This window comes from Roseomonas gilardii, assembly GCF_001941945.1.
Lineage (GTDB): Bacteria > Pseudomonadota > Alphaproteobacteria > Acetobacterales > Acetobacteraceae > Roseomonas.
On sequence record NZ_CP015583.1, the window covers coordinates 3,278,025 to 3,300,102 of the forward strand.

A 22,078-nucleotide genomic window follows, 5' to 3' on the forward strand; every position below is an offset into this window, starting at 1 on the left:
GACACCGAATCCATCCATTACCACCGCTGAGCGGCGGACTTCGACGTTGCGAAATTGCAATATGGACCCGGCCGCAACGACGGCCCAACGATGGACAGGATCGGGGAAACGCTTTCATGGCCTTCATCCACGGCTCCCTGCGCGGCGGGGACAATATCCAGGGTACGGCGGGCGACGACGTCATCCTCGCCTTCGGCGGCCACAACACCATCACCGACACGGGCGGCAGCAACCGCGTGGTGAGCGGGCTGCTGGGCCATGACGAGATCCATCTCGGCACCGTGCTGGATGGGCATTCCGAATGGATGGAGCAGGTGCTGCTCACCGGTGCCGGCAACACGCTGCTGGGCGGCGACGAGCGCTTCGAGGTGATCGGCCTGCGGGGAGGCAACACCATCACACTCGGCAACGGCACCAACCACCTGCGTCTGGGCGGCGAGAACAATGCCGTGCAGGTCGGCAGCGGGGAGAACGACATCACCTTCTCCGGCGGCCATGGCAGCGTGGTGCAAGGCTCGCCGCTCTATGCCAACTACGGCGACGTCACCGTCCATTTCAGCGGCACCGGCAACAGCTACGATGTCCTGAACGCGGGCAGCCTGCTCCCCCGGACGAACATCACCGTCACCGGCGGGGAAGGCGACGGCCGCTTCAACTTCTTCGCCAGCGGCACGGCCACGCTGCGGACCGACGGGCTGCACAACGACGTGACCGTGGGCATCGGGCATTTCGACATCGACCCGGGCGATGGCTACGACACCGTGCACCTGGGCGCCACGGGGCGCAGCGGCGGCGGCACGGGCACGGTCTGGCTGCACGGCCTCCACAACACGATCACCGGCGCGGGCGGCGACCTGACGGTCAGCGGCGGCGACGGCTATACCTCGATCTCGCTGATCGGCGTCTTCCAGGCGCGGATCGATGCGACGCTCGGCGGCACGCACAACACGGTCAGCATCGCCAGCATCCCGTCCACGGGCAGCATCGACACGGGCTTTGGCGACGCCTCCGTCAGCCTCTACGGCAGCGACGCGACGCTGACCTTCCGCGGCTCGGGCAATGTCGCGACGCTGGACAATGCCGGCGGCGGCACCATCCTCGACCAGTCGGACGGGCTGCGGATCAACGTGGACGGGCAGCCCTCCTACTTCTTCTTCCAGGAGACGGTGCAGGGCTTCGGCGCGGACCGTGGCGCCGTGGTGGCGCTGGAGGATTCCGTGACCGGCTACACCACGACGCAGCAGGCCGTCGCCGCCCTGCGCGCGGAGGGCGGCGACACCGTGCTCGACCTGCCGAATGGCGGGCACCTCGTCTTCGCGGGGCTCGATCCCTCAGCCCTGCACGACAGCAACTTCCTGGTGGTGTGACGGCCGGGCGGCGCTCCGCGATCCCCCGGCGGTAACGGGTGCCGCAGCCTGCACGTCCTGACAGGGCCAGGTGCGGACGGCTCTTCGATTTGTCATCGAAACATTAACCTATCTTAAGCCGTCCGCCGCCCCTCCCTCCTATGATGCGCCCGGCCGCACTCCGGAGGTCCGGCCCCACCATCATAACAGGCAACGTCCCATGGCTTTCATCCGCGGCCCGTTCGCGGGCCATGCCGATCTCGACGGCACGATCGGCAACGACATCATCATCGCCTTCGGCAGCCACAACGACATCACCGATCCCGGCGGTAGCAACTGGATCGCGACCAGTGTCGGCGGGTACGACACGCTCAGCCTTGGCACGGTGGGCGACGGCCATTCCGCCTGGACCGACGACATCCTGCTCGCCGGGGCCGGCAACACGCTGACCGGCGGCGACGAGCGGTTCACCATCACGAGCCTGCGCGGCAGCAACACCATCACGATCGGCAACGGCGACAACCACCTGTACCTCCTCGGCACGGAGAACACGGTGCGGATCGGCCGTGGCGAGAACGAGGTGAGCTTCGGCAGCGGCCATGCCAGCCTCGTGCAGGTGGGCAACTTCGCCACGGCCACCAACACCACCACGGTGCATTTCAACGGGACAGGAAACAGCTTCTCGGTCGGCAGCGACCTGCCCATCACCAACAACCTGCCCACCGCCAACACCGTCATCACCGGCGGCGAGGGCGACGGCACCTTCAGCTTCGGATACGGCACCAAGTCGCTGCACACCGACGGGCTGCACAACACCGTCTATACGGGCATCGGCGATTTCGACATCGCGCCGGGCGACGGCTACGACACGGTCCATCTCAGCGCCAGCGCGCGCAGCGGGGGCAGCACCGGCACGGTCACGCTGGAAGGCACGCACAACATCATCGACGGCACCGCCTATGGGCTGACGGTCAAGGGCGGCGACGGCTACACCACCATCAGCACCGGCGGTGCCTTCTCCAGCGGCATCTTCGACATCGTGCTGGGCGGCAGCCACAACAGCATCACCCATGCCTACACCGCTGCCACCGGCACGATCGACACCGGCTCCGGCGATGCCAGCGTCAACCTCTATGGCAACTCCGCCACCCTCACCTTCCGGGGGGCCGACAATGTCGCGACGCTGCGCAGCGCCGATGGCGGCACCATCCTCGACCAGTCCGACCACCTGCTGGTCAACGTCACCGGCTCACCCGGCTTTTTCTTCTTCCACGAGACGATCCAGAACTTCGGCGCCAGCCGTGGCGGCGTCATCGCGCTGGACGATGCGGTGACGGGCTATACCTCGGCGGCTCAGGCCGTGGAGGCGCTGCATGCCAGCGGCAGCGACACGGTGCTGGACCTGCCGAATGCCGGGGAGCTGATCTTCGCCGGCCTCAGCCCCACGGCGCTGCACGACTACAACTTCGCGATCGTCTGAGCCGGAGAAGCGGCTTGCCGTCGTGCCGGCGGCCCCGGGGAAAGGCGCCGTCTCCTCCCCGGGGCCGGCCACGACGCGCAAGACGACCCGTTAGGACCGCCCTCTGCCTCAGTCGAGGATGCGGATCACCGCCTCGATCTCCACCGGCACGTCGGAGGGCAGCGAGCCCATGCCGACCGCCGAGCGCGCGTGGCGCCCGCGCTCGCCCAGCACATCGACGAACAGATTGGAACAGGCGTCGATCACCTTGGGCTGGTCGCCATAGCCCGGCACGGCGTTGACCATGCCGAAGACCTTCAGCATCTCCACCTTCTCCAGGCTGCCCGCCGCCGCCCTGGCAACCGCCAGGATATGCAGCCCGCAGAGCAGCGCGGCCTTGCGCGCCGCCTCCAGGTCCAGGGCGGAACCCACCTGCCCGGTGATCAGCGAGCCATCCGCCAGGCGCGGCACCTGGCCGGAGATATAGGCCACCTCCCCCACGCGCCGGAACGGCACGTAGGAGAAGAGCGGCTTGCCCACCACCGGCAGTTCATGGCCCAGCTCGCGGAGCTTCGCTTCGGCGTCCATCGCGTCTCTCTCCTTGCTCAGCGCGTCATGCCGCGGGCGGGGATCGGCCAGGAGCCGACGACCTCGCCGTCGCGGGCGAAGACCACCTCGTCATGCAGGTTGGTCACGACGCAGGTGTGGTTGGGGATGATCCGCACGCGCTCGCCGAGCTCCGGCTTCTTCGCGCAGCGGCTGACATCCACCGTGCCGTGCTCCTCGTTCACGCGGGTGATCACCGCATCCGGATAGTCGGGCATCAGCCCGTAGCCAGGCCCGACCTCGGGCGCGACCATGTCGCTGGAAAGCGTCTTGGAGCCGCAGTCGAGGATCGCGCGCCCCTCGGCCGGGCGGCTGATCACCGTGGCCCAGACGGTCATGGCACAGTCGTCCAGCGTCGCGGCCCCCGCGCCGACCATGGCGCGGTCGTTGTAGATGTAGGTGCCGACGCGCATCTCGTCGATCGGCGCGACCTCGTGCACCGTCCAGGCACCGGGCGAGCCGCCGCCGGACAGCATCGGGATCTCCAGCCCCGCCTCGCGGAAGGCTGGCCGCGCCTCCTCCAGGAAGGTCTTCGTCCGCGCCGAGGTCGGATAGGTCATCAGCCCGTCGAAGCGCAGCCCCGGCGTCGCCGCGATCTCCTTCGCCAGCGCCAGCGCCTCGCCCACCGTCTCGACGCCGGTGCGCTTGTTGCCGCTGTCGAACTCCACCACCACGCCGATCTCGGCGCCGCTCTCGCGCGCCGCCTGCGCCGCCGTGGCCAGCGCCAGCGGATTGTCCACCGCCACCCGCATCCGCACCCGCTTCGCCAGCGCCGCGAGCCGGTGCGCCTTGGCCTCGCCGATCAGCGGATAGGAGATGAAGATATCGTCCAGCCCGGCATCGGCCATCACCTCGGCCTCGCCCAGCTTCTGGCAGGTGATGCCCTTCGCCCCCAGCTCCACCTGCCGCTGCGCCAGGCGCGGCAGCTTGTGCGTCTTGATGTGCGGCCGCAACGCGATGCCATGCGCGTCGCAGTAGTCCTGCATCCGCTTCAGGTTGCGCTCCATCACGTCGAGATCCACCACCGGCACCGGGGTTTCCAGCTCTTCGACCCGCATCCGCCCATCCTTTCCGCAGCCCGCACCCCATTCCGGATCGGGCCGGGAAGCGGCCGCCGGGATGCGTCCCCCCGGGGATAGAGGGCGATCGCCCCGGCCTCAACCCCGCATCGCCCGTGGTTTCCGCGCCGGGGGCTCAACCGAGCCCCCCCCGGCCCCGCCGCCTGTCGCGCGGATGCGATGGCTGGCATGGTGGACGCCGCCGCGCCGCCGGGCAGAGTCCGGAGCCGCGCCACCGGCCGCCCGGCGGCCACGCAACCACGGAGAAGGCCCGCATGGAGATCGTCACGGCCGATATCGGCGGCACCAACGCCCGCTTCGCCATCGCGGAGGTCGAGGGCGGCCGCGTCCTCTCCCTCGGCGAGCCGGTGGTGCTGAAGACCGCCGAGCATGCCAGCCTGCAGACCGCCTGGGAGGGCTTCGCCCGCCATCTCGGCCGCCCCACGCCGCCGGAGGCCGCCATCGCCGTCGCCTGCCCGGTGGACACGGAGGTGCTGAAGCTCACCAACAACCCCTGGGTGATCCGCCCGGCGCAGCTCCCCGCCCAGCTCGGCGTGGAACACATCACCCTGATCAACGATTTCGGCGCGGTGGGCCATGCCGTGGCCGCCGTCGGCCCCGAAGACCTGGCGCATCTCTGCGGGCCGGACCTTCCGTTGCCGGAAAGCGGCACGATCAGCGTGATCGGCCCCGGCACCGGCCTCGGCGTCGCGCTGGTGCTGCGGCGGGATGGGCATGTCCATGTGATCGAATGCGAAGGCGGCCACATGGACTTCTCCCCGGTGGACCGGCTGGAGGACGGCATCCTGCAACGGCTGCGCGACCGCTTCCGCCGCGTCTCCTCGGAACGCGTGGTTTCCGGCCCCGGCCTGCTCAACATTTACGAGGCCCTGGCCGCCATCGAGGGCCGCGCGCCCACCCACAGCACCGACACCGCGCTGTGGCAGGCCGCCGCCTCCGGCGACGACGCCCTGGCGGCCGCGGCGCTGGAGCGCTTCTGCCTGGCCTTCGGCACCTTCTGCGGCGATGTCGCCCTGGTGCACGGCGCCAAGGCGGTGGTGCTGGCCGGCGGCATCGTGCCGCGCATCGCCGACCGCCTCGCCGTCTCGGGCTTCGCCGACCGCTTCACCGCCAAGGGCCGCTTCGAGACCAACATGGCCGCGATTCCCGTGAAACGGATCACCCATCCGCAGCCCGGCCTCTACGGCGCCGCCGCAGCCTTCGCCCTGCACCACGCGCGGTAGCGGGGCCACGCTGCCCTCCAGGCTGCCGCCTGGAGATGCCTCCAGCAACGGACCCGGCATATATCACGATCTAGAAAAGTATTTTCAAATAAAACACTATCTTGCTTGCTGGTAACAGGCTATCCAGGCCACGCCATGATGCCCTCCCGACAGAACCGCGCCCCGGCACGCCACGCTGCCTTCGCCCTGCTGGCCCTCGCCCCAACGCTTCTCACCCCGGCCCTCCTCGCCCTGCCCGCCTCCCCCGCCCAGGCGCAGAGCGTCACCATCGCCGGCGCCAGCCCGGTCGCCTCGGCCGATCCGCACATCTCCAACACCGCCTCGAACAACGCGCTCGGCCTGCATGTCTTCGACCGGCTGGTGCTGCAGAACGCCGCGGGCAACCTGCGGCCCGGCCTGGCGACGGAATGGCGCGCCGTGTCGGAACGGGTCTGGGAATTCCGCCTGCGCCCCGGCGTGAAGTGGCATGACGGGCGCGATTTCACCGCCGACGACGTGGCCTTCACCTTCGAGCGCCTGCCGAATGCCCAGGGCGGCTTCGTCAGCGCGGTGCGCCCCATCGCGCGGGTGGAGATGCCGGACCCGCTGACCCTGCGCGTCGAGACGAAGCAGCCCTGGCCGCTGCTGCCCAGCGACCTCGCCAACATCGCCATCATCGCCCGCCACGCCGTGCGGGATGCGAAGCCCGAGGATTTCAACAACGGCAAGGCGGCGATCGGCACCGGCCCCTACCGCTACGCCTCCTTCATCGCCGGCGACCGCGCGGAACTGGTGCGCAACGAGGACTACTGGGGCGGCCGGGAGCCCTGGGCACAGGTGCACTACCGCTTCATCGCCAATGACGGCTCGCGCGTCGCGGCCCTCCTGGCCGGCGACGTGGACCTGATCGACCAGGTGCCCAGCAACGACCTCCCCCGCCTGTCGCGCGACCCGCGCCTCGCCGTCACCACGGTGCAGGGCACGCGCCTGATCTATCTGCAGACGGATTTCTCGCGCGAAGGCGACGTGCCCGGCGTCAGCGCCATCGACGGCCAGCCGCTCGGCCGCAACCCCTTCCTCGACCGGCGGGTGCGGCAGGCGCTGAACATCGCCATCGACCGGGAGGCGCTGACCACGCGCATCATGGAAAACACCGCCACGCCGACGGGGCAGTGGCTGCCAGCGGGCACCTGGTCCTACGCGCCGGAGGTTCCGGTGCCGCCGCACGATCCCGCCTCCGCGCGCCGCCTGCTGGCGGAGGCGGGCTTCCCGAAGGGGCTGCGCGTCACCCTGACCACGCCAAACGACCGCTATCCCAACGACGCCAAGGTGGCCCAGGCCGTGGCACAGATGTGGAGCCGCATCGGCGTCGCCACCACGGTCGAGGCCCTGCCCTGGTCGGTCTATCTGGCGCGCGGCACGAAGGCGGACCTGCCGATCCGCCTCGGCGGCTGGGGCAGCAGCAGCAACGAGGCCTCCTCCCTCCTCCGCAACGTGGTGGCCACCTTCAGCCGGGAGGCCGGGCGCGGCCAGCCGAACTTCAGCCGCTACAGCAACCCGGCGCTGGACGGGCTGATCGACCAAGCCCTGGTCACGCTGGACGACGGCCGGCGGGAGGCGCTGCTGCAACAGGCGACGAAGCTGGCCACCGGGGATGTCGGGCTGATGCCGCTTTTCCTGCTGAACAACAGCTGGGCCAGCCGGAAGGGCCTGCGCTACGAGGCGCGGCGCGACGAATACACCCTGGCCCAGGGGCTGCGGCCCGCGCCCTGACGGGCGCCCCTCCCCGCGGCCGGGATCACATGAGCAGGATGCACGGGTCCCAGCTTGACCCGGAACAACTTCCGGCGCATCGCGGCCTTGTCACAGTCGCTCCCTTCCCGCCCCGGAGGAACCGCCGCCCTGCTCGCCCTGCGTGTCATTCCCTGCCTCGACGTCAAGGACGGGCGTGTCGTGAAGGGGGTCAACTTCGTGTCGCTGCGCGATGCGGGGGACCCCGTGGAACAGGCCCGCCTCTACGATGCCGAGGGCGCCGACGAGATCACCTTTCTCGACATCGGCGCGACGCATGAGAACCGCGGCACCATGCTCGACGTCGTGTCGCGCACCGCGGAGAAGGTCTTCATCCCCCTCACCGTCGGCGGCGGCGTCCGCTCGGTGGAGGATGTGCGCGCCCTGCTCCTCGCCGGCGCCGACAAGGCCTCGATCAACTCCGCCGCCGTGGCCGATCCCGAACTCGTGCGCCGCGCGGCGGAGGCCTTCGGCTCCCAGGCCATCGTGGTGGCGGTGGATGCGCGCAACGTCGCGCCCGGGAAGTGGGAGGTCTTCACCCATGGCGGCCGCCGCGGCACCGGCATCGACGCGGTGGACTGGTGCCGCCGCGTCGCCGCGCTCGGCGCGGGGGAGCTGCTGCTGACCTCGATGGACCGGGACGGCACGAAATCCGGCTTCGACCTCGACCTGCTGCGCGCGGTGCGGGCATCGGTGCGGCTGCCGCTGGTCGCCTCCGGCGGCGTCGGCAACGTGTCGCATTTCGTGGAGGGCGCGCGGGCCGGGGCCACCGGCCTGCTCGCCGCCAGCGTGTTCCATTATGGCGAGATGCGCATCGGGGAAGCCAAGGCGGCGCTCGCCGCCGCCGGCCTGCCGGTGCGCCCGACCAGCGAGGCGGAGGCCGCCTGACATGGCCAAGGACAGCAAGAGCACCCGCGAGGATCTCGCCAAGGGCAAGAAGAAGCGCGCCGCCGCCATCCCGGCCGCGAAGGGCAAGCCCAAGCCGGCCGTCAAGGGCAAGAAGAAGGCCGTCGCCGCCCTGCCCCTGCCGGAAACCCTGCCTTCCGTGCCGCTGCCGCCCGCCAAGCGCGTCCGCGTGGCGGAAAAGAAGCATCTCCTGCCGCTCGACATCCCGGCGCGGGGCGATGTCACGATCCTCGACCGGCTCTGGCAGACGGTGGAGCAGCGCCGCCTGTCGGGGGATGTGACCGCCTCCCATTCCGCGCGGCTCATGGCGCGCGGCACCGCCAAGGTCGCCCAGAAGCTGGGCGAGGAGGCGGTGGAATGCGTGATCGAGGCGACGCTCGGCAACCGCAAGGCCACCGTGCTGGAAAGCGCCGACGTGCTCTATCACCTGATCGTGGTCTGGGTGGATGCGGGTATCCGCCCCGAGGAGGTCTGGGGCGAGCTGGCCCGGCGCGAGGGCATCAGCGGCATCGCCGAGAAGGCGGCGCGGCCCAAGGGCATCCTGCGCGCGGCCCGCACCACCAAGCTGCCCTGAGGGGGTTGCCCGGAAGGGGGCCTCCCGGAACACTTCCGCGGCCGCTTCCCCCGGGACAGGTCCGCCCTCCACGCGCCGGTACGGCGGGCCGTTTCCGGCGGCACGCCCCGGATGCGTCCCGCTCCCCCGCCGCATCGCCCCCCTTGCGTCCCGCCACGGCGCGTCCCAGGAAAGAGGGGCAAGTCCGGAGGAACACACCATGCCCGTCAGCGGCCTTCCGCCCTATGAAGACGGCAACATCTTCGCCCGCATCCTGCGTGGCGAGTTGCCGGCCAAGACGATCCACGAGGATGAGTGGGCGGTCGCCTTCCACGACATCGCCCCCCAGGCGCCCATCCACGTCCTGGTGATCCCGCGCGGCCGCTACGTCTCGCTGGCGGATTTCGCCGGCAAGGCCAGCGAGGCCGAACTCGCCGGCTTCTGGCGCGCCGTGGCCAAGGTCGCCCGGGATCTGGGCCTGGAGCAGCCGGGCTATCGCATCCTGTCCAACATGGGGGAGAATGCCGGGCAGGAGGTGCCGCATTTCCATGTCCATCTCTTCGGTGGCAGGCCGCTGGGGCGGATGCTCTCCCCGGCCGAAGGCTGAGCGGAGGCCGTGACCCCGCCGGCGCCCCTTCCGACCGCCCCTCCGGCATGAGCGCCGCCGAGGCCCGGGCCGCGCTCGACGCGGCGGGGGGCCTGCCCGACCCGGAGCTGGACCTCGTCGCCGTCGCCCTCCAGTTCGCGCGCATCGACGCGCCGGAGGCCGACTGGCAGACGGCGCAGGCGCGGCTCTCCGCCCTGGCGCGGGAAACGGTCCAGGCCGCCATGGCCGACCCCGAGGCGGATGGCGGCGACCCGGAGGCGCGGCGCGCCCTGCTGGCAGGGGTGATCCACGGCGCCGGCGGCTACCATGGCGATTCCGAGAGCTACGACGATCCCGCCAACGCCAACCTGATCCGCGTCACCGAACGGCGGTGCGGCCTGCCGGTGGCGCTGGGCATCCTCTGGCTGCACGCGGCGGAGGCCGCCGGCTGGGGCGCGCACGGCATCGACTTCCCCGGCCATTTCCTGCTGGGCATCGAGGGCGCGCGCGGCCAGGTGGTGACCGACCCCTTCTCCGGCGGCCAGCCCCTGGGCCCGCGCGAGCTGCGGAACCTGCTCAAGGCCGTGGAGGGCGAGCGCGCCGAGCTGCGCCCCGGCCTGCTGGCGCCGATGGGCAAGCGCGCCGTGCTGCTGCGGCTGCAGAACAACATCAAGCTGCGCCGCCTGCGCGCCGGCGACGTGCCGGGCGCCCTGTCCTGCACCGAGGACATGCTGCGCCTCGCCCCCGATGCCGCGATGCTGTGGCGCGAGGCCGGGTTGATGAACCAGCGCCTGGACCGCATCGGCGCCGCCATCGCCAGCCTGGAGCGTTTCCTGGAACTGGCCGGAGCCGGCGAATCCGCCGAGCGCATCCGCCAGCTCATCGAGGAACTGCGGCAAAGGCTGAACTGAGCAGGTTTCCCCTTTTGGCCCGTGCCGGGGCGCGCTTAGATGATGGGGATGAGTGAAGTCGTCAGCCTGCGGCCCGCCCAGGGCCCCTCCCTTCGTGGTTCCCCGGAGGACAGGATCTGGGCGGTGATCGCCTCGGTCGGCAAGACCAACCGCGTGGCCAATATCTACGCCAGCCGGGATGCCGCCCTGGCGGACCGGAACTGGCGCGAGCAGCAGGTCCGCGCCTACGCCACCTTCCTGCGCAGCAGCGAACAGCCCGTACCGCATTACAGCGTGGCGCCGATCCGCCGCGCCGACCTGCCGCGCAAATGGACGCCCCTGCCGGCGCTGGGCTTCCTGCGGGGACAGTTCGCCTAGGCAGTGCGGACAGGGACGACGCGCGCCATGATGCCCCGCCGGGGCACCGGTCACGCTGCCTGCCGCAGCCGGCGGAGAACCCGCCCGTCCAGCGCCACCAGCCCCATCCCCACGAGCACCATCCCCCCGACCTGGGCCAGCGAGAGCCGCTCGTGCAGAATGCCCACGCCCAGCAGGATCGCGCTGACCGGCACCAGCATGGTGACCAGGGAGGTGTTCGTGGCCCCGACCGTGCCGATCAGGCGGAAGTAGAGGATATAGGCCAGGGCCGTGGAGAGCAGCGCCAGGCCGGCCAGGGCGGCCCAGGTCGCCGCGCCCGGCGCGGCGACCTGCCAGGGCCGGTCGACCAGCAGCGCGAGCGGGAGCGCCATGACCGTGGTCGTCGCGATCTGCCCGAAGGCGCCCTGGGCAGGCTCGATGCCCATCCTGCGGAAGCGCCGGCCATAGGTATTGGCGAGGCTGTAACAGAGCGCCGCCCCCAGGCAGGCCAGCACGCCGGGAAGCGCGCCGCCCGATCCGGGCGCGACCGCGCCGCCCAGCAGCACGACGACGCCCGCCAGCCCGAGCGCGACCCCGGCCAGCTTGTCCCAGGACAGCTTCTCGTCATCGGTCAGGGCATGGGCGACCAGGATGGCGAAGACCGGCGTCGTGGCGTTGATGATGGAGGCCAGCCCGCTGCCGATGAAGGTCTGCCCCCAGAAGATCAGCGTGAAGGGGACGAGGCTGTTCAGCAGCCCCATGCCGAAGAAGGCCCGCCACAGACCCATCCCGGCCGGGACCGGGATGCCGCGCAGCCGCAGGTAGAGCCACAGGGCGCAGGTGGCGATGCCGACGCGCACCAGCACCACGGTCAGGGGCGGCAGCTCGGCCAGCGCGACCTTCGAGAAGAAGAAGGAGCCGCCCCAGAGGAGCGAGAGGAGACCGAGCAGCCCCCAGTCCGACAAACGCATGCCATGGGGCTTGGGCAAAGGGTGGGACCTCGTGGTGGTGCGGGGCGGATTCGGCCGCCCTCGGCGTTCCGCCCCTTTTGCCGGGATCCGCCCCCGCCCCCAAGCGGCCTCCCTGCGGGCGCGGCCCTTCCCCGTCCACTACGGCTGGCTGCCCGCCGGGCGCTGGGATGTGGAATGCCTGACGAACCTCGACGCGGTGCCGGAGAAGGGCGCGCATCTGGCCCTGGGCAGGCCGGGCCGGGTGATCGCCCTGGCCTGAGGCGGATGCGCCGCCCGCGCACGAAAAAGGGCGGCGCACCCTTCGGCACGCCGCCCCGTTTCGGTCCCGGGGGCACTTGGCCCCGGGGGTGTGGCTCACGCCGCCGCGCTCTCCGAACGGCGGGCGTGCTTCTTGCGCTCATGCGGGTCGAGGTAGCGCTTGCGCAGGCGGATCGCCGAAGGCGTCACCTCCACCAGCTCGTCCTCCTCGATATAGGCGATGGCCTGCTCCAGGCTCATCCGGCGGGGCGGGGTCAGGAGAAGCGCCTCGTCCTTGCCGGCGGCACGGATGTTGGTGAGCTTCTTCTCCTTGATCGGGTTCACTTCCAGGTCGTTGTCCCGGGAGTGCTCGCCGAGGATCAGGCCCACATAGACCTTCACGCCCGGATCGACGAAGAGCGTGCCGCGTTCCTGCAGGTAGAACAGGGCGTACTGGATCGCCTCGCCATCGGAGTTGCTGATCAGCGAGCCGTTGCGGCGGCCCTCGATCGGCCCGGCCCAGGGCTGATAGCCCAGGAAGAGCCGGTTCATCATGCCGGTGCCGCGCGTGTCCGTCAGGAACTCGCCGTGATAGCCGATCAGGCCGCGCGAAGGCATGTGGAAGGTGAGGCGCACCTTGCCGCCGCCCGAGGGGCGCATGTCCTGCATCTGCCCCTTGCGCATGGAGAGCTTCTCCACGACGACGCCGGAGAACTCCTCGTCCACATCGACGAGCACCTCCTCGAAGGGCTCCTCGCGCTCGCCCGTCTCCGGGTTCTCGCGGGTCAGCACGCGCGGGCGGCCGATGGTGAGCTCGAAGCCCTCGCGGCGCATGGTCTCGATCAGCACGCCGAGCTGCAGCTCGCCGCGGCCGGAGACCTCGAAGCTGTCGGCCTCCTCGCTGTCCTTCACGCGGATCGCGACATTGCCCTCGATCTCCTTGAAGAGACGGTCGCGGATCTGGCGGGAGGTGACCTTCTTGCCCTCGCGGCCGCCGAGCGGGCCGTCATTGATGCGGAAGGTCATGCTCAGGGTCGGCGGATCGACCGGGATGGCCGGCAGCGGCTCCGTCACCTCGGGGGAGGCGATGGTGTCCGGGATGGTGGCGTCGGACAGGCCGGCGATGGCGATGATGTCGCCCGCCTGCACCTCGTCCACCGGCACGCGGTCCAGGCCGGAGAAGGTCATCAGCTTGGTCAGGCGGCCGGTCTCGACCACCGTGCCGTCCTGGCGCAGCACGCGGACGGGCATGTTCACCTTGGCGGTGCCCTGCTCGATGCGCCCGGTCAGGATGCGGCCGAGGAAGTTGTCCGCCTCCAGGATCGAGGCGTTCATGGCGAAGGGCTTGTCGAGATCGACCTTCGGCGCCGGCACATGGCTCAGGATCAGGTCGAACATCGGCGACAGGTCCTTGCGCGGCCCGTCCATCGTCAGATCGGCCCAGCCCTGGCGGCCCGAGGCGAACATGGTGTGGAAGTCGAGCTGCTCATCCGTCGCGCCCAGCGCGGCGAAGAGGTCGAACACCTCGTTGTGGACCTCGTCCGGACGGGCGTCCTGGCGGTCCACCTTGTTGATGACCACGATCGGCTTCAGCCCACGGGCCAGCGCCTTGGTCAGCACGAACTTGGTCTGCGGCAGCGGCCCCTCGGCGGCATCGCAGAGCACGATGGCGCCGTCCACCATGGACAGGATGCGCTCGACCTCGCCGCCGAAATCGGCGTGGCCCGGCGTGTCCACGATGTTGATCTTGACGCCCTTCCACTCGACCGCGGTGGACTTGGCGAGGATGGTGATGCCGCGCTCGCGCTCCAGGTCGTTGCGGTCCAGGGCGCGTTCGGCAACCGCCTGGTTGGCGCGGAAGGCGCCCGCCTGCTTCAGCAGGTTATCGACGAGCGTGGTCTTGCCGTGGTCGACGTGCGCGATGATCGCGACGTTGCGAAGTTCCATGAGCAGGGATGTCCCGGTAGCGTTGCGCAAGCCGGAAATGCCCCGACAGCGCCATGTTGCGGCACACAAATAGGCGACCGGGCGGCAAAAAGCGAGTGTTGAAGCCTTGCGCCGGGCTCGCCGCAGACGCGCGCGCCTGTTCCCAGGATGGGAAAGGCGGGTTCCGGCTCCATCAGAACCCAGAATCCGCCTCCTGGGAAGCCGCTCCGTAGCCTGTCACCCGTGAAGGTCACAAAAACTTCCGGAACGACCGCCCGGGGGGAAAGGCCGGCCCGGGAACCTCCGGCCCGGCCTTCCCTTCGCGTCAGCGCATCGGCGGCGGCGGCATGCTGCCCGGAGGGGGAGGCGGCATGCTGCCGGGAGGCGGGGGCGGCATCGGGCGCATGCCGGGCGGCGGCGGGGCCGGGCGGCTCAGCGCCGCATCCGCCTCGTTCAGCGCGGCCAGCGAGGCCCGGGCATCGCGGCGCATCAGCGCGGCGCGGGCCTGGGACAGCGCCCGCACCACCGGGCCCTCATAGGGTCGGCCCGCCTGGGCCAGAACCTCGGCATTGGCGGCGGAGGCGCTGGGCGCCGTCGCCGAGAGGCTGCGGGTCAGGATGCGGCTTTCCGCCCGCTCCACGAACTCGTTGGCCTGGCCGAACTGGCGCCGCGCCACGGCGGCACGGGCCGAGGTCAGGAAGCCGTGGATATCGTTGATGTCGCTCTGGTCGGCCTGACGGGCGATCTGGTTCTGGCCCGGCACCGTGGGCACGGCGGCGGGGTTCCCATGGGCGCGTTGCATCTCGCTGATGGCGCTCTGGGCCCGGGCGGGCGCGGGTGCCGTCAGCGCCAGGGCGGAGAGCGCCACCGCGCTCAGGGAAAGGGATAGGAAGCGCGTGGACATGATTTCTCCTCGTTTCTTCCGGTCTTCGTTCCGGGTTCGGAAGGGGGCGAGAGCCCGGCCTGGGCCGGGCCCCGCGAAATCCGGTCCGGCGGCAGGCAGCCTGTGCCAACAGCGGACCGGAAGGAAGGGGGCCGGACGCGGCGGCGCTGGGTCAGTCCGTGATCCGGGCCGGCGAGTTGGCGTCCACCGTCGGCTCCATGCCGTCGCGGCTCGGACGCAGGGAGGTCAGCGGGCGGTCCATGTCCCGCCCCGGCACGAGCTGGGTCGGGGCGAGGCCCGCCGAATAGGGCGCCGTCGCCGCGGCGGCCCCGGTGCCAGGGGGGCGGTCGCCGGCACAGGCCGCCAGGCCGGCCAGCATGGCCGTGGCCGCGGCAAGGCGGATCAGGGCTCTGGGCATGGTTCTCTCCTCATCGGAGCGCGGTTTCGTCCGGGGGGACATGGGCGATCAACCTCCCCCGCGCGGGAAGGTTGCCAGCCTGTCCCCGGCCCATGGCGGCATGGAGGCGGAAGCATGGCCTCCCCGCGCCGGGCGACAGGGGCGGCGCGCCCCGCCCCTCCCCGGAAAGCAGGGACTGGAAAAGGCCGGGCACGGCGGATCAGGCGCCCGGCACGCGGCCGCCGACCTCGCGCAGGCAGGCTTCCTCGGTCACGCGGCCGGTTCCGGCGGCGCGTGCCGCGGCCCAGGCGACCAGCATCTCCCGCCCGGCCGGATAGAGGATCAGGTCGAGCTGGCAGCGCTGGCCGCTGTAGAGCCAGATCTCCGCCGGCCCCTCGGCCCGCCGGAAGACCGGCTCGCCCAGGGCGGCGCGGACGGCGGGGCCCGTCTGGCCCCGCAGGCTCGCCACGCTGGCGGGCGGCGTGCCGGGGCGCAGCGCCACAGCGGGCTGCACCGCCGCCGGTCCGGCCGTCCCGCCCGGTGCCCCATCCGGCACCCCATCCGGCGCCCCGGCGGGCAGCGGGTTCTCGCCGGATACGGCGATCAGGCTGGCGCGGTAGTTCCGCATCACCTCGTCCAGGACCGCGCCGCGATCCGGCAGCCCGTCCGCCGGCCCCGCGCAGGCGGCCAGCAGGGGCACAAGAAGAAGGGGGCAGGCCCTGAAGAGCCCGCCCCCTCGCATCCGGTGTGCGGCGGCACGGTGCCGCCCCATGGATCAGACCTCGGCAGGCTCGGCGCTGGGGAAGGCCGGCACGCCCATGCGCGGCGGGTTGTTGTCCGTCAGCATCTCCATGCGGCCGGACAGCTGCCCGCCATCCTCGACCTGCAGGCGGCGGCAGCGGGCCACGCCCAGCACCCGGCCGGTGGCGCGGATGACGAGGTTGCCGCGGGCGGTGATGGTGCCGTCGAACACGCCGGCGACCTCGGCATTCTCGACCTCGACCTCGCCCTTGAACACGCCGGTGCCGCTGATGTTCAGCTCATGGGCGTGGATCATCTGGCTCTCGACCGTGCCCTCGACCACCAGGCGCTCGGCGTCGGAGACCGTGCCCTGCAGGCTGATGCCCTTGCCGACCACGAGGGTGCGGCGCTCGGCCTCCTGCGGCGCCTGCGGGCGCTGCGGCGCCGCCGAGGCGGGCAGCGGGCCACCCATGGGGCCGGACGGCGCGCCGGGGCGCGGCTGCGCGCCGGGGAAGGGGCTGGGCTGGGCGTTGGGCGCGGTGTTCATTCCGGGATTCATCCCTCCGGGGTTCATGCCTTGGGGCAGGCCCGGCATGGCGTTCGGCTTCGGCGGCAGGCTCATGGCGGGGTCCTTCGCGGCGCCCGCCGGCGGCGCCGGGCGGAAGGGCGGCACGGTCAGTTCTGGATCACGGGCAACAGGCACTGCGGCCGACGAAGCCTCGGGCGCGGGCGGAACAGCATCCTCCCGCTTGCGTCGGAAGACGGACATGAAGCTGCTCCCCCTTTTTTGCGTTGAGCACCCACCGGAACGGTCTCCCCTCGGCCCGGCGGTCCCGGCTGGCGCGGCCCCCGCCGCGCACTTCCGGGACCCACCGGCTAGCACGCTGGCGTGACGATCATCAATTGTGGCTGATCGGCACGGAGGGTGTTGCAGAATCGCCATCCCCGCGCCCACGCAGACGGAATCACCCCTGGATTCCCCCGGCAGGCTGACGTCCGGCGCCATGCCTGCTACGCCCGCACTCCCTTTCCGGAGTCCGCGCATGACCGCCCCGTCCCTCGACATCCTCGGCATCGGCAATGCCATCGTGGATGTGATCGCCCGTGCGGAGCCGGACCTGCTGCGCGCCCGTGGCCTGACGCCCGGCGAGATGCGCCTGATCGACACCGCCGAGGCCGACGCCCTCTATGCCGTGATGGGGCCGGGGACGGAAAGCAGCGGCGGTTCCGCCGGCAACACCTGCGCCGTCGCGGCGGGGCTGGGGGCGAAGGTGGGCTATCTCGGCAAGGTCGCCGACGACCAGCTCGGCCGGGTCTTCGCGCATGACATGCGGGCCATCGGCGTACATTTTCCGACCGCGCCCTCGACCGGCGGCACGCCCACCGCGCGCTGCCTGATCCTGGTGACACCGGACGGACAGCGGACCATGAGCACCTATCTCGGCGCCTGCGTCGAGTTCGGCCCGGCGGATGTGGACGAGGCCGCCGTGCGCGGGGCGAAGGTGACCTACATGGAGGGCTATCTCTTCGACCCGCCGGCGGCGCAGCAGGCCTTCCGCACCGCCGCCGACATCGCCCGCGCCGCGGGGCGGGAGGTCTCCATCACCCTCTCCGACCCCTTCTGCGTCGGCCGCCACCGCGACGCCTTCCGGGCCTTCGTGAAGGAGCGCACGGACATCCTCTTCGCCAACGAGACCGAGATCCTGAGCCTCTACGAGACGGAGAGCTTCGAGGACGCCCTGGCGGCGGCGCAGCGCGAGGTCCGGGTGGCCGTCCTGACGCGCAGCGAGAAGGGCAGCGTCGTGGCCGTGGACGGCCAGGTGCACGAGGTCGCCGCCGTGCCGACGCAGGTGGTGGACACGACCGGCGCGGGCGATGCCTATGCGGCGGGCTTCCTGGCCGCCCATACGCGCGGCCTGCCGCCGGGCGAATGCGGCCGCTGGGGCAGCGTCGCGGCCGCGGAGGTCATCGCGCATTTCGGTGCCCGGCCGCAGACGGACCTGAAGGCGCTGATCGGCCAGGGCTGACCGGCCAGGGCTGACCGGGGACACACGCCCCCTCGTCTCCACCCCGCCACCATCCCCCGAGGGAACCCCCTCGGGGGCAAGGCTCCGCCGCGCCGGCCCCCCGCCCTAGTAGCGCGCGATCAGCACGACCCCGCCGATCATCAGCGCGCAGCCCAGCACCCGCGGCAGGCTCAGCGACCGCACCTCGAAGCCGACCAGGCCGAAATGGTCGAGCAGCACGGAGGTCACCACCGCCGCGGTCAGGGTAAGGGCGGTGTAGGGTCCGGCGCCGAGCTTCTGCGCCGAGGTCAGCGTCACCAGCACATAGACCGCCCCGAGCAGGCCGCCGATCCAGCCCCACCACGGCACCTGCGCCGCCCGCCCGCCCAGCCCGTGCCAGGACAGCCCGAGAAAGGGCGAGGCCAGCAGCGCCCCGGCGACGCCGCCCGCATAGACCGCCAGCGCCGCCAGGACCGGCTGGCCCAGCGCCTTGTTCAGCGTCGCATTGGTGCCGGACTGGACCGTGTTCAGCGCGCCGGCCAGCAGGGCCAGCCCCCAGAGAACCCAAGGCATGGCGGCTCCTTCTCCTGCGCCCGCTCTGGCGCCGGACGGTGCGGCGGCCGGCGCAGGCCCGATCCCGGCGCGGGTGGCGATATGCAGGTCAACCGATCCACTCACCTCGCGTTGCACTCCCATCGGGGCATCCGGGGGCATCACGACCAGTTGCGAGTCCGCTCGCTTGGCCGCTCTCCCGGGGACTGCGATGACCGTTTCCTCCCGCCAGAACCGGCCACCGGGCTCGACGCCCGGGGACCGGCCAACGGAACGCGCCCAGGACCATGAACAGCCACGAGACCTCCCCCGAGACCTCGCATGACGTCGCCCTGGCCGGCCGCTCCATGCCGCCGCTCTACTATCTCCACCCCCTGATGCTCGGCCCCCTGCGCGACTGGGGGCCGGAACTGGCCCGCATCGCCGGGCTGGGCTTCGGCGGCGTGGCGATCCCGCCGGTCTTCGCCACGGGCGCCTCCGGCAACCTGTTCCACGTGGCCGACCACGACCGCCCCCACCCGCTGCTGGAAGCCGGCGAGGACGGCACCGCCGCCCTGTCCCGCATCGCCGCCGCCTGCCGCGCCGAGGGGCTGGCGCTGTTCATGGACCTCGTCCCCGAACGGGTGGCGGAGGACGGCACCCTGCGCGCGCAGCACCCGGACTGGTTCGCCGATCCGGCCGGGCAGCGCCCCGATCCGCGCACCGATCCCGCCCTGCGCGGCACCGTCCGGGGCGACCTGCGGAACGAGGCCCTGTCCGGCTGGTGGGCGGACCGGCTGCGCCGCTGGAGCCAGGCGGGCGTGGCGGGCTTCCGCTGCGAGGAACCCGGCGACGTCCCGCCCGAGACCTGGCGCCGCCTGATCGCCGCCGCCCCCGGCACGCTCTTCATCGCCTGGACGACCGGAATGCCGCGCGACGCCCTGCCCCGTCTGGCGGGGCTGGGCTTCGCCGCCACCGCCAGCTCGGCCGCCTGGTGGGACTACCGCTCCCCCTGGCTCTTCGAGGAGCGCGACGTCCTCGCTGCCATCGCCCCGCCTCTGGCCTTCCCGGAGGACCCCTTCGGAACCCGTCTGGCGGCGGACCAGCCCGACCCCACGCAGCGCGCCCGGATCGCCCGCCGCGCCCTGGGCTTCGCCGCCGGCTTCGGCGACGGCTTCGTCCTGCCCATGGGCTTCGAGTTCGGCGCCCGCACGCCGCTCGACCCGGCCCATGCGCGCCCCGGGGACTGGAGCTGGCTCCGCGACAACGCCCCCTACGACCTTTCCGCCGCGACCCGCGAGGCCACGGCCCTGGCCCATCGCCTCGCCCCCATGGCCGGCGGCGAGACCCGCTCCGTCACCGCGCCGAACGCCCCCGTGGCGGCGGTGCTGCGCCTGGATGGCGGCGACACCCGCACGGCCCGGGCGGCGGCGCTGATCCTCGCCAACCCGGACACGCAGAACGGCCGCGACCTGATGCCCGAGACCGTGCTGCCGGAACTGGGCGGCATGCTGGGCGGCTTCTCCGTGCCCGGCGGCTCCTCGGCCCAGGCGCTGGTGCCCGGCACGCCGCTGCGGCTGGAACCCGGCGCGGTGCTCGCTGCCACGGCCCGGCGCGGCCGTCCCATCCTGCGCGACGCCTCCGACATGCCCGCCGAGGACGCGGTGGAAAGCCCCCGCATCGCCATCGAGGCCATCACCCCCAGCGTGGATGGCGGGCGCTTCCCCGCCAAGCGCATCACCGGCGAGGTGGTCCCGGTGGAGGCCGACATCTTCACCGACGGCCATGGCAAGCTGAGCGCCGCCCTGCTCTGGCGCGCCGCCGACGAGACGGAGTGGCACGAGGTGCCCATGGTGCTGCTCAGCAACGACCGCTGGACGGCCTCCTTCCCGCTGGAGCGGCTGGGCCGGCACGTCTTCGTGGTGGAAGGCTGGATCGACGTCTTCGCCGCCTTCCGCGACGAACTGGGCAAGAAACACGCGGCCGGCGTGCCCGTGCACCTGGAGCTGGAGGAAGGCCGCCGCCTGGTCGCCGCCGCCGCCGACCGCGCCGGCTCCGACCTTCCCGGCCTCGCAGCCCTCGCCGCCCGCCTCCTGGACGCGGCGGATGCGGAGCGCCTCACCCTGCTGCTCGCCCCCGACACGGCGGCGATGATGGCCGAGGCCGACGACCGCCCGCACCGCCTCCGCTCCGCGCCGATCCCGGTGGAGGCCGAGCGCACCGCCGCCCGCTTCGCGAGCTGGTACGAGATCTTCCCCCGCTCGCAGAGCGGCGACCCGCATCGCCACGGCACCTTCGACGACGTGATCGGCCAGCTCCCGCGCATCCGCGCCATGGGCTTCGACGTGCTCTACTTCCCGCCGATCCATCCGATCGGGAAGAAGAACCGCAAGGGCCGCAACAACACCCTCACCCCCGGCCCCGACGACCCCGGCAGCCCCTATGCCATCGGCTCCGAGGCCGGCGGCCACGAGGCCCTGCACCCCGAGCTCGGCTCGCTGGAGGATTTCGAGCGCCTGCGCCAGGCCGCGGCCGACCACGGGCTGGAACTGGCGATGGACTTCGCCATCCAGTGCTCCCCCGACCATCCCTGGCTGCGCGAGCACCCGGAATGGTTCGACTGGCGCCCCGACGGCACCATCAAATACGCCGAGAACCCGCCCAAGAAGTACGAGGACATCGTCAACGTCGATTTCTACGCGGAGGGCGCCATGCCCTCGCTCTGGATCGCACTGCGGGACTCGGTGCTGTTCTGGGCGGAACGCGGCATCCGCACCTTCCGCGTGGACAACCCGCACACGAAGCCGCTGCCCTTCTGGGAATGGATGATCGCGGAGGTGAAGGCCCGCTTCCCCGACGCGATCTTCCTGTCCGAGGCCTTCACCCGCCCCAAGGTGATGTACCGGCTGGCCAAGGTCGGCTACTCGCAGAGCTACACCTACTTCACCTGGCGCAACACCAAGGCCGAGATGCAGGAATACCTGACGGAGCTGACGACCACGGCGCCCAAGGAATTCTTCCGCCCACACTTCTTCGTCAACACGCCCGACATCAACCCGAAATTCCTCCAGACCAGCGGCCGCCCCGGCCACCTGATCCGCGCCGCGCTGGCCGCCACCCTCTCGGGGCTCTGGGGCGTCTACAACGGCTTCGAGCTCTGCGAGGCGACGCCGATGGCTCCGGGCAAGGAAGAGTACCTCGACAGCGAGAAGTACGAGATCCGCGCCTGGGACCATGACCGCCCCGGCAACATCATCGCCGAGATCACCCGGCTGAACGCCATCCGGCGGGAGAACCCGGCGCTGCACAGCCATCTGGGCGTCACCTTCCACAACGCCTTCAACGACAACATCCTCTACTTCGCCAAGGCGACGCCGGACCGCTCGAACTGCCTGCTGGTCGCGGTGAGCATGGACCCGTTCAACGCCCAGGAGGCCAGTTTCGAGGTGCCCCTGTGGGAATGGGGCCTGCCGGACAGCGCCTCCATCGCCGCCGAGGATCTGATGCGCGGCCAGCGCTTCGCCTTCGCGGGCAAGACCCAGCACATGCGGCTTGACCCCGCCGACCTGCCCTTCGCCATCTGGCGCCTGAACCCTGTCGGGACCTGACGA

At 71.6% G+C, this 22,078-nt stretch carries 21 protein-coding genes; 12 read left to right on the forward strand and 9 right to left on the reverse strand.

The annotated features are described in order from the left end of the window. Positions 1-116 precede the first annotated feature (116 nt). Both RGI145_RS15110 and RGI145_RS15115 read left to right on the forward strand, forming a co-directional pair. A complete protein-coding gene (locus RGI145_RS15110) occupies positions 117-1,367 on the forward strand; it encodes a hypothetical protein (protein ID WP_075798992.1) in 1,251 nt (416 codons plus the stop codon). A gap of 199 nt (positions 1,368-1,566) precedes the next feature. After that, positions 1,567-2,826: an autotransporter outer membrane beta-barrel domain-containing protein gene (locus RGI145_RS15115; RefSeq protein WP_075798993.1), complete on the forward strand. Its 1,260-nt coding sequence runs from the start codon at positions 1,567-1,569 to the stop codon at positions 2,824-2,826. Positions 2,827-2,934: 108 nt separating this feature from the next. Here RGI145_RS15115 and RGI145_RS15120 read toward each other — a convergent pair whose 3' ends face one another. Beyond that, positions 2,935-3,393, reverse strand: a complete 459-nt coding sequence (locus tag RGI145_RS15120) for a RidA family protein (protein WP_075798994.1) — start codon at positions 3,391-3,393, stop codon at positions 2,935-2,937. A 17-nt stretch (positions 3,394-3,410) separates the two neighbouring features. Next, on the reverse strand, positions 3,411-4,469 hold the full coding sequence (locus tag RGI145_RS15125; RefSeq protein WP_075798995.1) for a D-TA family PLP-dependent enzyme: 1,059 nt from the start codon (positions 4,467-4,469) through the stop codon (positions 3,411-3,413). Positions 4,470-4,744: 275 nt separating this feature from the next. Between RGI145_RS15125 and glk the strand changes: the two genes are divergently transcribed. The 7 genes from glk to RGI145_RS15160 all read left to right on the forward strand — a co-directional run bounded on the left by glk (position 4,745) and on the right by RGI145_RS15160 (position 10,796). Continuing rightward, positions 4,745-5,713: a glucokinase gene (gene glk, locus RGI145_RS15130; protein WP_075798996.1), complete on the forward strand. Its 969-nt coding sequence runs from the start codon at positions 4,745-4,747 to the stop codon at positions 5,711-5,713. Positions 5,714-5,848: 135 nt separating this feature from the next. Beyond that, on the forward strand, positions 5,849-7,465 hold the full coding sequence (locus RGI145_RS15135) for an ABC transporter substrate-binding protein (protein WP_075798997.1): 1,617 nt from the start codon (positions 5,849-5,851) through the stop codon (positions 7,463-7,465). Positions 7,466-7,594: 129 nt separating this feature from the next. Continuing rightward, positions 7,595-8,371, forward strand: a complete 777-nt coding sequence (gene hisF / locus RGI145_RS15140; RefSeq protein ID WP_075800102.1) for an imidazole glycerol phosphate synthase subunit HisF — start codon at positions 7,595-7,597, stop codon at positions 8,369-8,371. Between the two features lies 1 nt (position 8,372). Further along, on the forward strand, positions 8,373-8,963 hold the full coding sequence (locus RGI145_RS15145; protein ID WP_075798998.1) for a phosphoribosyl-ATP diphosphatase: 591 nt from the start codon (positions 8,373-8,375) through the stop codon (positions 8,961-8,963). Between the two features lie 199 nt (positions 8,964-9,162). Then, on the forward strand, positions 9,163-9,549 hold the full coding sequence (locus RGI145_RS15150) for a histidine triad nucleotide-binding protein (protein ID WP_075798999.1): 387 nt from the start codon (positions 9,163-9,165) through the stop codon (positions 9,547-9,549). A gap of 47 nt (positions 9,550-9,596) precedes the next feature. Then, positions 9,597-10,439, forward strand: a complete 843-nt coding sequence (locus RGI145_RS15155) for a SirB1 family protein (protein WP_075799000.1) — start codon at positions 9,597-9,599, stop codon at positions 10,437-10,439. A gap of 48 nt (positions 10,440-10,487) precedes the next feature. Then, on the forward strand, positions 10,488-10,796 hold the full coding sequence (locus RGI145_RS15160; RefSeq protein WP_075799001.1) for a hypothetical protein: 309 nt from the start codon (positions 10,488-10,490) through the stop codon (positions 10,794-10,796). Positions 10,797-10,846: 50 nt separating this feature from the next. Here the strand turns inward: RGI145_RS15160 and RGI145_RS15165 are convergent, their stop codons facing one another. Continuing rightward, positions 10,847-11,746 carry a DMT family transporter gene (locus tag RGI145_RS15165; RefSeq protein WP_075799002.1) on the reverse strand — a complete coding sequence of 300 codons (900 nt, stop codon included), beginning with the start codon at positions 11,744-11,746 and terminating at the stop codon, positions 10,847-10,849. On the opposite strand from RGI145_RS15165, the gene RGI145_RS15170 reads away from it, so the two are divergent. Continuing rightward, entirely contained in the window at positions 11,745-12,005 is a 261-nt protein-coding gene (locus RGI145_RS15170) for a hypothetical protein (RefSeq protein WP_075799003.1), read from the forward strand. The genes RGI145_RS15165 and RGI145_RS15170 overlap by 2 nt on opposite strands. Before the next feature lie 95 nt (positions 12,006-12,100). Here RGI145_RS15170 and typA read toward each other — a convergent pair whose 3' ends face one another. From typA to RGI145_RS15195, 5 genes are all read right to left on the reverse strand, one after another. Continuing rightward, a complete protein-coding gene (gene typA / locus RGI145_RS15175) occupies positions 12,101-13,930 on the reverse strand; it encodes a translational GTPase TypA (protein WP_075799004.1) in 1,830 nt (609 codons plus the stop codon). Between the two features lie 304 nt (positions 13,931-14,234). Then, positions 14,235-14,813 (reverse strand): hypothetical protein, encoded by a 579-nt coding sequence (locus tag RGI145_RS15180; protein ID WP_075799005.1) that lies wholly within the window; start codon positions 14,811-14,813, stop codon positions 14,235-14,237. Between the two features lie 151 nt (positions 14,814-14,964). Then, positions 14,965-15,210 carry a hypothetical protein gene (locus RGI145_RS15185; protein ID WP_075799006.1) on the reverse strand — a complete coding sequence of 82 codons (246 nt, stop codon included), beginning with the start codon at positions 15,208-15,210 and terminating at the stop codon, positions 14,965-14,967. A gap of 199 nt (positions 15,211-15,409) precedes the next feature. Beyond that, positions 15,410-15,889 (reverse strand): hypothetical protein, encoded by a 480-nt coding sequence (locus tag RGI145_RS15190; protein WP_237183087.1) that lies wholly within the window; start codon positions 15,887-15,889, stop codon positions 15,410-15,412. A 75-nt stretch (positions 15,890-15,964) separates the two neighbouring features. After that, entirely contained in the window at positions 15,965-16,699 is a 735-nt protein-coding gene (locus tag RGI145_RS15195) for a bactofilin family protein (protein ID WP_167668291.1), read from the reverse strand. A gap of 274 nt (positions 16,700-16,973) precedes the next feature. Here RGI145_RS15195 and RGI145_RS15200 point away from each other — a divergent pair, with 274 nt between their 5' ends. Then, positions 16,974-17,957, forward strand: coding sequence for an adenosine kinase (locus RGI145_RS15200; protein WP_075799008.1), 984 nt, complete (start codon positions 16,974-16,976; stop codon positions 17,955-17,957). A 105-nt stretch (positions 17,958-18,062) separates the two neighbouring features. Here the strand turns inward: RGI145_RS15200 and RGI145_RS15205 are convergent, their stop codons facing one another. Further along, positions 18,063-18,509: a DMT family transporter gene (locus RGI145_RS15205; RefSeq protein ID WP_075799009.1), complete on the reverse strand. Its 447-nt coding sequence runs from the start codon at positions 18,507-18,509 to the stop codon at positions 18,063-18,065. Between the two features lie 266 nt (positions 18,510-18,775). Here RGI145_RS15205 and RGI145_RS15210 point away from each other — a divergent pair, with 266 nt between their 5' ends. Further along, positions 18,776-22,075, forward strand: coding sequence for a maltotransferase domain-containing protein (locus tag RGI145_RS15210; RefSeq protein WP_075799010.1), 3,300 nt, complete (start codon positions 18,776-18,778; stop codon positions 22,073-22,075). The last annotated feature ends 3 nt before the right edge of the window (positions 22,076-22,078 follow it).